A 14,403-nucleotide genomic window follows, 5' to 3' on the forward strand; every position below is an offset into this window, starting at 1 on the left:
GGTTAATGTTAAAACAAAGAATAATAACAGCAGTGATTCTTGCACCGTTGGCAATTCTAGCTATTTTATTTTTACCGGTTGAAGAATTTAAAATTGCAGTTGCCGGCGTAGTCGCCCTAGGTGCCTACGAATGGGCTAATATGTCAGGTATCACTGGTAGGGTATCAAAAGCCTCTTTTATGACCCTCATATTGCTGATATGTGGGGTGCTTATTTTTGCTGTAGACGGTCAAGAAGTTTGGTATCAAGGCGAATTAAATAGTATTTACAAAACAATATTGGGTATTGCTGCTGTTTGGTGGGCTGTGTCACTTGGTATGATCCTGACTTATCCAAAATATAGTTCCGTTTGGACACAGAGTATACCCATTAGAGCTGCGTTTGGCGTGCTGACTTTGATCCCAACGTGGGTTGCCGTTATTAGTTTGCGCAACAATTTATATGAAGTTGACCCATTTTATGGTGCCTCGCTGATTTTTTATGTGTTGGGTATTGTATGGGCTGCAGATATCGGTGCATTTTTTGTTGGGGTTAAATTTGGTAAGCATAAATTGCGCCCCAATGTTTCTCCTGGCAAGAGCATAGAGGGCTTGTTTGGGGGGGTAATGGCATCACTCGCGATCATCGCCTTTGCGGCACTGCACTATCAGTTTGAAGCCAGCCGAATGGGTTTACATTTGCTGATCGGTGTTGTTACGGTAGCAGTATCTGCATTAGGTGATCTAAATGAGAGTATGTTTAAACGTTGTGCCGGTCTTAAAGATAGCGGCAGATTGCTGCCCGGTCATGGTGGTATAATGGACCGGATAGATAGTTTAACTGCCGCGTTTCCGGTCTTTGCATTCTGTTATGTCGTATGGATGGCATAGATAACTATGCTGATATCGGCGTCACCGTTATTTCCTTCACACTTCTCAATCTAAAGGTCTGGCAGATATTGTGAGAACCATCACTGTACTAGGAGCAACCGGCTCTATAGGTCAAAACACGATCGACGTTATTTGTCGTCATCCTGATAAGTTTCGGGTGTTTGCGATAACTGGACACACCAATTTAAACGCGCTTGTGCAGCTTGCGCTGCAGTGCTCTCCGCGCTATATCGTGTTATCCGATCCGCAAGCTTATACTGCATTTGCCAAAATATTAAAAAAAGAAAATTGCCACTCTGAAATCTTAGTTGGTGCGCAAGCATTAGACGATGTATGCTGCGCACCAGAAGTAGACACTGTGATGTCGGCTATCGTTGGCGCTGCTGGATTACTGCCTACACTAGCTGCGGTTCGTACTGGTAAACGTGTATTATTAGCCAACAAAGAATCGTTAGTGATGTCGGGTGAGCTGTTCATGAATGCAGTGCGTGAGCATAAAGCTGAATTAGTACCTATAGATAGTGAACACAATGCTATTTTTCAATGCTTGCCGCACGATTTTGAATACGGAAATTTAGAAAAATCAGGTATTACTAAAATTTTGCTAACGGGTTCTGGTGGTCCTTTTAGAACCCTAGCGGATGAGTCATTTGATTCGATTACTCCAGACCAAGCTTGTGACCATCCGACGTGGACAATGGGACGAAAAATTTCTGTTGATTCTGCAACGATGATGAACAAGGGGCTCGAATTTATTGAAGCCAAATGGCTTTTTGGTCTGCACGAAGATGACATCGAAGTGGTATTGCATCCGCAGAGCACCATCCATTCGATGGTGCAATATGTTGATGGTTCAATCATTGCACAACTAGGCAATCCGGACATGCGCACCTCAATCGCTTATGGCTTGAGCTTTCCCGACCGAATAACCTCTGGGGTAGAAGCTGTTGATTTTTCAAGTTTGACAGACTTCAGTTTTTCAAAACCAGATCAAAATCGATATCCTAACTTGTACCTGGCAATTGAAGCTTGCAAGCAAGGACAAGCGGCAACAACTGCAATTAACGCAGCCAATGAAGTGGCGGTGGATGCATTTTTAAAAGGGCAGATTAAGTTTACTGACATTGCAAAGGTGAATCAACACGTACTACAGAAAACAGATTTCATTGAACTCACTTGTATTGTGCAAGTTCTAGAGCATGATGCAGAGGCAAGAATTTTAGCCCAACAGATAGTAAGGAAATTGAATTAGTGTTTGAAATTATTCGAAACATTGGTGCGTTTATCATGGCATTGGGTATTTTAGTCGCCGTGCATGAATGGGGACACTTTATCATCGCCCGAAAGTGTGGGGTTAAAGTCCTGCGTTTTTCTATCGGTTTTGGTAAACCGTTGTATAAACGCATTACATCGACAGGCATGGAGTTTGTCATCGCCGCCATTCCGCTAGGTGGCTATGTAAGAATGTTAGACAGTAGGGTGGATGATGTTGCCGAGCAAGATAAAGCTGAATCTTTTGACATCCAACCCGTGTGGAAACGATTCGCAATTGTAGCCGCAGGCCCTGGTATTAACTTTCTATTCGCGATTTTAATCTTAATGGTCGTCGCCATGATCGGGCAAGACAAGGCAAAACCTTTTATAGGCGAGATAAATCCTGAGTCGTATATGGCCGCAACCGGCATTGAAGTGGGCGATAGGATCACTGCGGTGGACGGTGCTAAAACCAAAACTTGGCAAGCGGTCAACATAGAATTTATGCGCTTTATTGGTGGCGACAATATTCCACTGTCTGTTGAAAAACCAAATGGCCAAGCTGTTTCTTATGAAATGAAGATGCCTAATTGGGAGTTTGATCCTGAATTAGACAATATGTTCACGTCAATTGGCTTTGAACCATTCAGAACAAAGCCCAGTAAAATCATTGCCCTAGTGCTGCCCGGCGGGCCCTCAGCGCAAGCAGGCTTGCAAGAAAACGATGAAATACTAAAACTAAATGGAACCTTCATGGATGAATGGGGACAAATAGTGGACTATGTAAAGCCAAGAGCAAACGAGACTATTGAAGTTGAAGTGTTGCGAAATGGTGGATCTATGCTGTTCTCAGTTACCTTAGGTGAAGTTAAAACGGCGACCGGTACTGATGGTCGACTGGGTATTTCTTCTCAGGTTGCAGCATATCCTGAAGCGTATTATTTTCATGACAAATCAGGGCCTTTTGATGCTTTAGTCAAAGGAACGCAAGAAACGTGGCGATTGATGACCTTAACTGTCGAAATGTTAGGCAAATTTATTAATGGTGACGTTGCAGTTAAAAATTTGAGTGGCCCTATTTCTATTGCCCAAGGCGCTGGAATGAGCGCAAGTTATGGAATTATTGTATTTTTAGGGTTTTTAGCCCTAATCAGTGTTAATCTTGGGATCATAAATTTGTTACCATTACCGATGTTAGACGGCGGACATTTAATGTACTTTATCGCCGAGTGGATAACAGGCAAGCCTGTCCCAGACGCGGTGCAGGAAGTTGGATTTAGGATAGGTGGCGTTTTGTTATTCACGCTAATGGCGGTTGCCATTTTTAACGACATCAATCGCATCACATAATAATAGTTTTATAAAAAAAACGTGTTTTGGAAGAATATTAGTAAATGAAGTGTAAACAGTTAGTTCTTATTGCCTTGATGGCATTTACGTCGTTATCATTTGCACAGAGTAAATCTGAATTTGTGGTAGAAGATATTCGCGTTGAAGGTTTGCAGCGTGTCGCTCTAGGTGCGGCGCTTACGTACCTTCCAGTGCAAGTAGGCGATCCGTTAAATTCCTTTCGTATTAGTCAATTAATACGGTCTTTGTATTCTTCCACTCACTTTGAAAAAGTTGAGATACTGCGCGACGGCGGCGTGCTGATTGTGCGCGTTTCTGAGCGGCCAACCATCAGCAACATCGTGTTCGAAGGCAATGACGATATTAAAGATGAGCAGCTTGATGAAAGCTTGCAAAACTCAAATATCCGTGTCGGTGAGCCATTAGATAGAACAGTGTTAACTTCCATCGAAAATGGCTTGAAAGACTTCTTCTATAGTATTGGTAAATACAATGCCGATGTCTCAGCTATTGTGACCCCGCTGCCAAGAAATAGAGTTGACTTGAAATTGCTTTTTGAAGAAGGTGACGCGGCTAAGATAAAACAAGTTAATATTGTCGGTAACAAGTTGTTTGATGACGAAACACTGTTTAACGTAATGGAATTGAAATTTGACACCCCTTGGTGGGATTTCACGTCTGAAACACGTTATCAACAACAAACATTGTCGGGTGATTTAGAGAACTTAACCAGCTTCTATAAAGACAGAGGTTATTTACGCTTTGCCATCAGCACCACGCAAGTATCAATGACCCCAGAAAAAGATGCGATTTATATTGGTATGAACTTAGACGAGGGCGAACAATACACCATCTCTGAAGTTCAACTGGTAGGCGATCTTTTGGGTTTTGAAGACTTCTTAAACCAAGTACTGCCGCTTTCTGCAGGTGAGTTGTACAATCAAGCAACGGTGACTTACACCGAAGAATTTATTAGTAAGTACTTAGGACGTTTTGGGTATGCTTACCCAACCGTAACTACTATTCCAGACATCAATGATGAAGACAAAACGGTGAAGCTATCATTGTCTGTTGACCCTGGTAAGCGTATTTACGTTCGCCGCATAAACTTCCAAGGTAACGTGATCACGTCAGACGAAGTACTGCGTCAAAACTTGAGTCAGCTTGAGGGTACGTGGTTATCAGATCAATTATTACAAGGTTCAAAGGCATCTTTATCTCGATTGACGTACATGGAAACGGTTGATTTTGAAACAATCAGAGTGCCTGGCGAGGATGATAAAGTCGATGTTGAGTTTAAAGTAAAAGAACAAGCGTCAGGCTCGTTCCAAGCCGGTATTGGTTATGGTGATAACACCAAACTAAGCTTAAATGCCGGTATTCAACAGGACAATTTCTTAGGAACCGGTAAGCGTATTGGTTTGAACGTGTCTACGGTATCTTATCAACAGTCAATACAGTTAAATTACACTGACCCTTACTTCACGATCGACGGTATCAGCTTAGGTGGCAGTGTCGGTTATAGTAAGTTTGATGGTGGCAACTTTGGTGTTGTTCAATACGACAGTGAACGTTACCAAATAGGCGCAAACGTGGGTTATCCTATCAATGAGGTCAACCGAATTAGTTTTGGACTAACGTATGCCAATGTTGAGCTATCAAGCGATAATACATCTTTTGAACAAACAGCACGCTTCTATGATCAATTTAGAACCTTAGATCAGCCTGATTCAGCGATTAAATACCAAAGTTTCTTAGCATCAGCAACTTGGTCACGCTCAACCCTCAACCGCGGTTTATTCCCAACCGATGGTTCGTCGCAACGTGCATCATTTAGTATCACAACGCCGAATTCTGACGTTAATTATTTCAAATTTATTGCAGACACCAAGTGGTATTATGCACTGAGCCAAAATCAGCGTTGGTCCATACTCGCTAGAATGCGTTTAGGTTACGGTAACGGTTATGGCAATAAAAATGGCAGTGAGCAAATACTGCCATTTACTGAAAACTTTACCGCCGGTGGTGCCGATACATTGCGCGGTTTTGAAGACAACACAGTGGGGCCGCGTGGCGTCCAGCGTATTTCTACGCAAATTGGAACCACCCCATTTGGTACCCCTGTTTTCGGCAGCCCGGATACTGACAGTGTTGTTGTTTCACAACGAAGCTTAGGTGGTAACGCGATGGCCATAGGTGGTTTAGAGTTAATCGTACCAACGCCTTTTGTTGAAACCGAATTCGATAGTTCAGTGCGTACTTCAATCTTTCTTGATGTGGGTAACGTATGGGATACTGAGTTTGATTACAACGAATACAAAGATCTAGAATTCGTTGGCAGAAGCGGTGCAGGTCAACCCTCAGCGGTAAGTGATTTCAGCGATTGGAGTGAATTTAGAAGTTCTGCTGGCATATCCGTACAATGGATTTCACCGATGGGACCGCTCGTATTTAGTTTCTCAAAAGAAATTAGTTCAAGCGATGGTGATAATCCTAAATTCTTTACGTTTAACATTGGCTCAACTTTCTAAAGCCTTGGTAACGTAGTATCATATACGCAAATTAAACTGATAATAGTTGGGTGCCAAGACGCCCAATAAAAAACGGAACAGATTAAAGGAGTTTCCATTGAAAATATTTACAAAAACACTAATCGCGGGCGCTATACTCAGCTCAGCATTGTTGACGACCGCCGCGCAAGCTGCAGATCAAAAACTCGGTGTTGTTGATGTACAAGGTATTGTGCGCTCATTGCCGCAGTTTGCAGAGATAGCACAAGTTGTGACTGGTGAATTCAAGGATCAAATCCAAGAAGTCAATACACAAAGCGAAGAATACAATTTCTTAATTCAAAAGCTTCAGCGTGAAAGTGCAACCATGAGTGATGTTGATAAAACCAAATTAGAAGACCAAATTATTGCGCTGCAAAAAACACTGCAAGAAAAAACCGGTCCACTTCAGAAAGACATGCAAACGCGTGAACAGGAAGAGCAAAGAAAATTGCTTGGTCTAGTTATGCAAGCGGTTGAAAAAATTGCAGCTGAAGGTGAGTATGATGTGGTTTTAAACAGAAGCACAACACCTTTCGTGAAGCCTGAATTTGATATCTCACAGCAAGTGTTAGAGCAAGTAACTAAAGCTCAGTAAGGTTAAATATAGGTCGACAGTCGATATAAAAGATTGCGATACCTACAGTTCTGGCGAAAATCAGGCCAACCAATCGGTTGGTCTGATTTGTTTTTGGTCCTCAAAAGTGTATCTTATGCACCCACGTTGCAGGACAAAAATAATAGAGTGATTGGCTAGGCGAAATCCATTCGCTTTAGACCGCAAAGGAAATATTTTGGCAGACTCACAAAAGACCATCTACATTAAAGAAATAATGGAATTATTACCCCATAGATATCCATTTCTGTTAATTGACCGCGTTACTGATTATGAACTTGGCAAGTCAATTAAAGGTTATAAAAACATTACCTTTAATGAACCTTGTTTTACCGGCCACTTTCCGGGCCAACCTATTTTCCCCGGCGTCATGATCCTTGAAGGTTTAGCCCAAGCTGCCGGTGTGCTGGGGTTTAAAACCATGGGCAGTAGCGATCAATTGTATCTTTATGCAGGTATCGATAAAGCCCGATTTAAGCGTCCATGCGGACCCGGAGATCGCTTAGATTATGCGGTTGAGCTTATTAAAGAACGCCGCGGTATTTGGAAATTTTCTGGTGTCGCTACGGTTGATGGTGCAATAGTTTGCAGCGCTGATTTCATGTGTGCAATGAGAGATATGTAATATGATCCATCCTTCATCGATAATATCAGCATCGGCTAAAATTGGTAACAATGTTCAAATAGGTCCATTTTGTGTCATTGGCGACAACGTAGACATTGGCGATAATTGTGTGTTTTCTTCACACATAGTGGTTAAAGGACACTCAAAAATTGGCAAAAACAATGTATTTTTCCAGTTCTGTTCAATAGGTGAAGATTGTCAGGACAAAAAATACGCGGGTGAAGCTACTTATCTTGAAATTGGTGACGACAATGTCTTTCGCGAGTCATGCACTGTGCACCGAGGTACGACCCAAGATGAGTGCGTGACTCGAATTGGTAGTCGCAACTTATTCATGGTTAATACGCATGTAGCGCACGATTGTGTGTTGGGAAATGATAATGTATTTGCAAATAACTGCACGCTAGCAGGTCACGTTCACGTTGCAAGTCAAGTCATTCTTGGCGGCATGACAGCCGTACATCAATTTTGTCATATTGGTGCGCACTCATTTACGGGTGGTGGTGCTGTTATATTGAAAGATGTTCCGCCTTACATAATGGTTAGCGGCACTAAACATATCCCCCAAGGTATTAATAGTGAGGGGCTGAAGCGTCGAGGTTTTACTTCGTCTGCTATTATGGCAATCAAACGTGCCTACAAAGTTATTTATCGTAACGGTAATACAACCGATCAAGCACTGGTGCTGTTGAATGAAATGGCAGAGGCAGAGCCTGATGTGAAAATCTTAGCAGATTTTGTCGCATCCTCAAAACGCGGCATCGTTCGCTAAATCGAATGACTATTGTTAAGTCACTGATAAATAAAATAGTAAGTGATAAACCGCTGCGAATTGGTATTGTCGCCGGCGAAGCATCAGGTGATGTGCTCGCTGCTGGTTTTGTTGCTGTTCTCAAAGAGATGTACCCAAACGCCAGTTTCGAAGGTATTGGTGGTAAACATCTCACTGCACTGGGCCTAAATTCTTTATTTGATATGGAAGAATTGTCCGTAATGGGCTTAGTAGAAGTGCTAAAACACTTACCTCGTTTACTGCACATTCGCAAAACCGTTATTCAGCATTTTCTCAATAAACCGCCAGATATATTCATTGGTGTAGACGCCCCCGACTTTAACCTTGCGGTGGAAACAAAACTAAAAAAAGCGGGTGTAAAAACGGTCCATTACGTTAGTCCAACTATATGGGCGTGGCGTGAGTCGCGCATTCATAAAATCGCTAAAGCGACTAACTTAGTGCTGGGTATTTTTCCATTTGAAGCCAGTATTTATGAAAAATACAAGGTGCCTTATCAATATGTTGGCCACACTATGGCTGACAGCATTGCATTGGTCCCCGATCAATCAGCAAAAAGAACACTATTTGCATTGGAATACACAGATAAGGTATTGGCTCTATTGCCCGGAAGTCGTGCGCGAGAAGTAGACACGTTGCTGCCTGACTTTATAAAAGCAGCTGAGTTACTTGCGCGCAGTTTACCCGCCTTAAAAGTGCTCATACCCGCGGCAAACGACGCTCGAGAAGTTCAAATCAAGTTGTTACTAGAAGAGCTTAAGCCAGCGGTGCATGTGCGAGTGACGCAAATGTCAGCTCGAGATGTAATGATTGCCGCTGATGCGGTGTTATTAGCATCGGGTACGGCAACACTCGAAGCCATGCTGTGCAAAAAACCAATGGTCGTTGGCTATAAAATGTCTAAAATGACACACATTATTATGCAGCGTTTGTATAAACCGGCTTTCTTTTCATTGCCGAATATTTTAGCCAATGAAGCACTGGTACCCGAATTATTGCAAGAAGATGTGGAGCCGCAAAATATAGCTGATAAGTTAAGGCCCATGTTACAGAGCGAGCCACATGCATTAATATCGCGCTTTACGCAATTACATAAAATGTTGCAGTTAAACGCCGATGAGCAAGCGGCAAAAGCAATTCAAGGCCTGTTGTCACAGAAAAGCAGCGATGAGTAAACAAGCGCAGTTAGATGCCATTAACATGTCAATTCAGCGTTACTCATTGGTTGCTGGGGTTGATGAAGTCGGTCGTGGTCCATTGGCGGGTGATGTTGTTACCGCAGCCGTCATACTTGACCCCAAAAAGCCAATTATAGGATTAGCTGATTCAAAGAAATTATCTGAAAAAAAACGTAATGAATTATCAGTACTGATCAAGCAAAACGCGTTATCATGGAGTTTAGGACGCGCTAGCGTATTGGAAATTGACCAGCTCAACATACTTCACGCTACTATGTTAGCTATGAAGCGCGCTGTTGAAGGATTGAATATTCAACCCGAACATGTGCTAGTGGATGGAAATCGCTGCCCAATTTGGAGCTATAGTAGTCATGCTGTTATCAAAGGCGATGCGTTATTTGCACAAATTTCAGCCGCTTCTATTATTGCCAAAGTGGCAAGGGACAATGAGATGATTGCGTTGGACAAACAGTATCCACAATATGGATTTGCAGCGCATAAAGGCTATCCTACAAAAGCACACGTAGCCGCATTACAAGAGCATGGCCCACTGTCATGTTATCGACAAAGTTTTAAGCCTGTACAGAGCGTTTTAGCTTTGTGGCAAGGCGAGTTACAGGACGAGGTAAAATAAGTGTCAGCCAATTTTGTACACTTACGAGTGCATAGCGATTATTCAATGCAAGACGGCTTAAACAAAGTAAAGCCGATTTTAGCAAAAACAAAATCCATGAACATGCCCGCAATTGCGATCACCGATCTGATGAATATGTGCGGTTTGGTGAAGTTCTACTCCGCTGCCTTTAGTATCGGTGTAAAGCCTATCATCGGTTGTGATATTTGGTTATTGTCTTCGCACTTTCCAGATGAAATAACGCGCTTAACCTTGATTGCTAAAAATATTCAAGGCTACAAAAACATCACCGAAATCATTTCCCGAGCTTACCGACAAGGCCATGTGCAGCATAAAGTCGTGGTGCGTCAAGAATGGCTAGCTGAATACGCGGAAGGTGTTATTGTTTTATCGGGCGCATTGGCGGGTGATTTGGGCATTGCCTTAACTAAAAATAATCCGGAAATTGCTAATAATATAAGTGCATTTTTTCGACAGCATTTTCGCGACCATTTTTATATTGAGTTGATGCGTACGGGCCGGGATGGAGAAGAAGACTACATTCATCGCGCCGTTGAATGGGCCACTCAGAATGATTTTCCGGTAGTGGCGACCAATGAAGTTTGCTTTATTGAGCCGGAAGGTTATGAACCCCATGAAGTGCGTGTTTGCATTAGTGAAGGTTATACATTAGATGACAAGCGTCGTCCTAAAAAGCACAGTGCTCAGCAATACTTGCGCAGCGCAGAAGAAATGACGGCGTTGTTTAAAGATATTCCTTCCGCAATACATAACAGCGTTGAAATAGCCAAACGCTGCAATGCCGAACTGACCTTAGGTGAGTACTTTTTACCGCAGTTTCCAACCGGTGATATGAGCACAGAAGACTTTTTGGTTAAAGTCTCTGAAGAAGGACTAGAGCGCCGCTTAAGCAAAATATTTACCGATGAAGTTGAACGTCAAGAAAAACGCGCAGAGTACGATGAGCGTCTTCAAAGAGAGCTCAAAGTTATTAACCAAATGGGCTTTCCCGGTTACTTCTTGATAGTGATGGAATTTATTCAGTGGAGCAAAGACAATAATATTCCGGTGGGTCCGGGGCGTGGGTCAGGTGCAGGCTCTTTAGTTGCTTATGCCTTAGATATTACCGACCTTGATCCGCTGGAGTTTGAGCTGCTTTTCGAACGTTTTTTGAATCCAGAACGGGTATCCATGCCGGATTTCGATATCGATTTTTGTATGGACCGCCGCGACGAAGTCATTGACCACGTAGCAGAAATTTATGGTCGTGACGCGGTATCCCAAATAATCACTTTCGGTACGATGGCAGCAAAAGCGGTTATCCGTGATGTCGGCAGAGTGCTCGGTCATCCGTATGGCTTTGTTGACCGTATTTCAAAAATGATACCTGCTGATCCTGGCATGACATTGGAAAAAGCATTTGCCGTTGAGCCTCGATTACCTGAACTTTATGATCAAGACGAAGATGTAAAAGAACTTATTGACACTGCACGCATCCTTGAGGGCGTGACTCGAAACGCCGGCAAACATGCGGGAGGTGTTGTTATATCACCGACCACTATTACTGATTTTTCGCCGTTATACTGCGATGACATGGGTGCTAACCCCGTTACCCAATTTGATAAAAATGACGTGGAAACAGCTGGCTTAGTCAAATTCGATTTCTTGGGTTTGCGTACACTGACTATTATTCAGTGGGCAACCGATATGATCAGAGAAGTGCATGGGGTAGATGTCGATATTACCCAAATTCCTCTTGAAGACCCTAAATGCTTTAAAGTACTGCAAAAAGCCCAGACAACGGCGGTGTTTCAGCTCGAATCGCGGGGAATGAAAGACTTAATCAACCGCCTCAAACCGGATTGTTTTGAAGACATAATCGCACTCGTTGCGCTGTTTAGACCGGGTCCATTGCAGTCTGGCATGGTTGATAACTTCATTGATAGAAAACACGGACGTGAAGCCATTTCATATCCTGATGCTGAGTATCAACATGAGTGCTTACGAGAAATCCTTGAGCCAACTTATGGCATTATTCTTTATCAAGAACAAGTAATGCAGATTGCTCAGGTAATGTCTGGGTATTCACTTGGTGGCGCTGACTTGTTGCGTCGAGCAATGGGTAAGAAAAACGCAGAAGAAATGGCCAAGCAGCGCGAGTCTTTTGAGCAGGGTGCTGCAGACAACAACATTGATGCAGAATTATCCATAAAGATTTTCGACTTAGTTGAAAAATTTGCCGGTTACGGTTTTAACAAATCACACTCGGCAGCTTATGCGTTGGTGTCTTATCAGACGCTTTGGCTAAAAACACATTACCCAGCTGAATTTATGTCCGCGGTTATGTCTGCGGATATGGATAACACCGACAAAATAGTGACCCTTGTGGATGAGTGTGGTCATATGAATCTGGATATACTGCCGCCAGATCTTAATGCTGGAGAATATAAGTTTACGGTCAATGCTGATGGCCAAATCGTGTATGGTATTGGCGCTATTAAAGGTGTTGGTGAAGGCGCTGTGGAAGCAATTATAGAAGCACGAGAACAGCAAGGTAAGTTTAAAGATTTGTTCGACTTTTGTGCTAAAGTTGACGCTAAACGGGTCAGCAAACGGGTACTTGAGAAGCTAGTACTTAGCGGTGCTATGGATAATTTAGGTCCGCATAGAGCTGCGTTAATGGCAACCATTAAAGATGCATTAAGTGCCGCCAGTCAGCATGCAAAAGCAGAACTTGCAGGTCAAGCTGACTTATTCGGTGTGCAAATAGAGTCTGACGAAGACATCACCAATGCATTTGCAAAAGTGCCTGAGTGGTCGGAAAAAGTATGGTTAGATGGCGAAAAAGAAACCTTAGGACTATATTTGACTGGGCATCCAATTAATCAGTATTTGAAAGAGATTAAGCAATACACCGATGGCAGGTTAGCGGACTTAACGCCAACCAATCGTGACCACTTCATCAGCACCGTCGGATTGGTCATTGGCGTGCGTGTTATGACCAATAAAAAGGGGCGCCGATGGGGTATTGTGACATTAGATGACAAGTCTGCCAGAATGGACGTGCGGTTTTACCCAGAAACGTATGAACAATTTGAATCTGTGCTAGTTTCTGATAATTTATTGTGGGTAAAAGGACAGGTCAGCTTTGATGATTTTAACGGCGGCAATACAATAAACGCAAAAGATGTGTTAACTATTGTTCAAGCGCGTTCTAAATACGTTAAGCAATTAAAAATAAGTATTCCAGAAAAGTTGTGTACTTTGTCAACAGTCGCTAAAGTACAGGGCATATTGCAAGTATATAAAAATGGTACTTGCCCACTGCATCTTCATGTACAACATGAAGATGCAGAAGTAACGATTGCTTCAGGCGCCCAATGGTGCGTAGAGCCAGAAGAACAATTATTAGCTGAGTTGCGTCACATATTAGGCGCAGAGCAAGTTAACTTAGAATTTAACTAAAAACCTAGTATTAACTCGGTTTTACAAAGTGTTAGGATTAATCATGAGTGGACATTTTTTGGATTTCGAGCAGCCTATTGCTGAGTTAGAAGCCAAAATTCGAGAACTGCGTATCGTCAATCAAGGCGGCGAGTTCGACGTAAGTATAGAAGAAGCGATTGGCAAGCTGAAAGAAAAATGCACTGAACAAACGAAAAAGGTTTTTTCAAATCTAGGGGCGTGGCAAATTACGCAAATTGCCCGACACCCTATGCGTCCTTATACTCAGGACTATATTAACAATATGCTGACTGATTTCGATGAATTAGCGGGTGATCGTGCTTATGCAGACGACAAAGCTATTATTGGCGGATTGGCAAAGCTAGATGGTACTCCTGTGATGGTTATTGGCCATCAGAAGGGGCGTGATACGCAAGAAAAAATCAGACGTAATTTTGGTATGCCTAAACCCGAAGGGTATCGCAAAGCGCTACGTTTGATGAATATGGCAGAAAGATTTAAGCTACCTATTCTTACCTTCATTGATACACCTGGCGCTTACCCCGGCGTTGGTGCAGAAGAGCGCAACCAAAGTGAAGCGATAGCAATGAATTTAAAGGTTATGGCTGAGCTTGCCGTTCCTATTATTTGTACGGTGATTGGCGAAGGTGGTTCGGGCGGTGCCTTAGCTATTGGTGTTGGCGATAGAGTGAACATGCTTCAATATAGTACCTATTCGGTTATTTCGCCGGAGGGTTGTGCGTCAATATTGTGGAAGAGTGCCGCAAAAGCGTCTACTGCAGCCGAAGCTATGGGTGTTACTGCGCCGCAAATTAAAGCACTAGGCCTTATTAACAGTATTGTAGAAGAGCCACTAGGTGCAGCACATAGAGATTACAGTGGTATGGCGGCTAATTTGAAGGCGGTGTTAAAGCAACAGCTTGCACAACTGCAAACGTTACCAACAGAGACCTTGCTGGAAGAGCGTTACGAACGCCTAATGTCGTTTGGCTATTGTTAGTCACATCAACAAAACCCTTATGGAAAGCACTTATAAAAAGCGCTAATAGAAAGCGCTAATAGAAAGCACT

Annotated in this window: 11 protein-coding genes; all 11 read left to right on the top strand. The window is 42.9% G+C overall.

All coding sequences use genetic code 11. The features are described 5' to 3' along the window. The first annotated feature begins 5 nt into the window (after positions 1-5). Entirely contained in the window at positions 6-869 is an 864-nt protein-coding gene (locus G399_RS0113750; protein ID WP_006012883.1) for a phosphatidate cytidylyltransferase, read from the top strand. A 70-nt stretch (positions 870-939) separates the two neighbouring features. Next, the gene (ispC, locus tag G399_RS0113755) at positions 940-2,121 is read left to right on the top strand and encodes a 1-deoxy-D-xylulose-5-phosphate reductoisomerase (protein WP_006012885.1); all 1,182 of its coding nucleotides are present in this window, start codon (positions 940-942) and stop codon (positions 2,119-2,121) included. Beyond that, entirely contained in the window at positions 2,121-3,473 is a 1,353-nt protein-coding gene (gene rseP, locus G399_RS0113760; protein ID WP_006012887.1) for an RIP metalloprotease RseP, read from the top strand. The genes ispC and rseP overlap by 1 nt, the downstream gene beginning before the upstream one ends. A 44-nt stretch (positions 3,474-3,517) precedes the next feature. Further along, on the top strand, positions 3,518-6,004 hold the full coding sequence (bamA, locus tag G399_RS0113765; protein ID WP_006012888.1) for an outer membrane protein assembly factor BamA: 2,487 nt from the start codon (positions 3,518-3,520) through the stop codon (positions 6,002-6,004). Between the two features lie 97 nt (positions 6,005-6,101). Next, positions 6,102-6,620, top strand: a complete 519-nt coding sequence (locus G399_RS0113770) for an OmpH/Skp family outer membrane protein (protein WP_006012889.1) — start codon at positions 6,102-6,104, stop codon at positions 6,618-6,620. Positions 6,621-6,816: 196 nt separating this feature from the next. After that, positions 6,817-7,263, top strand: coding sequence for a 3-hydroxyacyl-ACP dehydratase FabZ (gene fabZ, locus G399_RS0113775; protein WP_006012890.1), 447 nt, complete (start codon positions 6,817-6,819; stop codon positions 7,261-7,263). A 1-nt stretch (position 7,264) separates the two neighbouring features. Continuing rightward, positions 7,265-8,035 (top strand): acyl-ACP--UDP-N-acetylglucosamine O-acyltransferase, encoded by a 771-nt coding sequence (gene lpxA, locus G399_RS0113780; protein WP_006012891.1) that lies wholly within the window; start codon positions 7,265-7,267, stop codon positions 8,033-8,035. A gap of 5 nt (positions 8,036-8,040) precedes the next feature. Beyond that, positions 8,041-9,231: a lipid-A-disaccharide synthase gene (lpxB, locus tag G399_RS0113785; protein ID WP_006012892.1), complete on the top strand. Its 1,191-nt coding sequence runs from the start codon at positions 8,041-8,043 to the stop codon at positions 9,229-9,231. After that, positions 9,224-9,868, top strand: coding sequence for a ribonuclease HII (gene rnhB, locus G399_RS0113790; RefSeq protein ID WP_006012894.1), 645 nt, complete (start codon positions 9,224-9,226; stop codon positions 9,866-9,868). The genes lpxB and rnhB overlap by 8 nt, the downstream gene beginning before the upstream one ends. Positions 9,869-9,913: 45 nt before the next feature. Further along, entirely contained in the window at positions 9,914-13,333 is a 3,420-nt protein-coding gene (gene dnaE / locus G399_RS0113795) for a DNA polymerase III subunit alpha (RefSeq protein ID WP_034897230.1), read from the top strand. Between the two features lie 43 nt (positions 13,334-13,376). Then, positions 13,377-14,333 carry an acetyl-CoA carboxylase carboxyl transferase subunit alpha gene (gene accA, locus G399_RS0113800; protein ID WP_006012896.1) on the top strand — a complete coding sequence of 319 codons (957 nt, stop codon included), beginning with the start codon at positions 13,377-13,379 and terminating at the stop codon, positions 14,331-14,333. Positions 14,334-14,403: the final 70 nt, after the last annotated feature.

This window comes from Brumicola pallidula DSM 14239 = ACAM 615, assembly GCF_000428905.1.
Taxonomy (GTDB): domain Bacteria; phylum Pseudomonadota; class Gammaproteobacteria; order Enterobacterales; family Alteromonadaceae; genus Glaciecola; species Glaciecola pallidula.

What these genes read in the sequence shown, in the direction of transcription:
- G399_RS0113750 (WP_006012883.1), top strand. Translation starts at nt 6, where the DNA reads ATGTTAAAACAAAGAATAATAACAGCAGTGATTCTTGCACCGTTGGCA.
- bamA (WP_006012888.1), top strand. Translation starts at nt 3,518, where the DNA reads ATGAAGTGTAAACAGTTAGTTCTTATTGCCTTGATGGCATTTACGTCG.
- lpxA (WP_006012891.1), top strand. Translation starts at nt 7,265, where the DNA reads ATGATCCATCCTTCATCGATAATATCAGCATCGGCTAAAATTGGTAAC.
- lpxB (WP_006012892.1), top strand. Translation starts at nt 8,041, where the DNA reads ATGACTATTGTTAAGTCACTGATAAATAAAATAGTAAGTGATAAACCG.
- rnhB (WP_006012894.1), top strand. Translation starts at nt 9,224, where the DNA reads ATGAGTAAACAAGCGCAGTTAGATGCCATTAACATGTCAATTCAGCGT.
- dnaE (WP_034897230.1), top strand. Translation starts at nt 9,914, where the DNA reads ATGCAAGACGGCTTAAACAAAGTAAAGCCGATTTTAGCAAAAACAAAA.
- accA (WP_006012896.1), top strand. Translation starts at nt 13,377, where the DNA reads ATGAGTGGACATTTTTTGGATTTCGAGCAGCCTATTGCTGAGTTAGAA.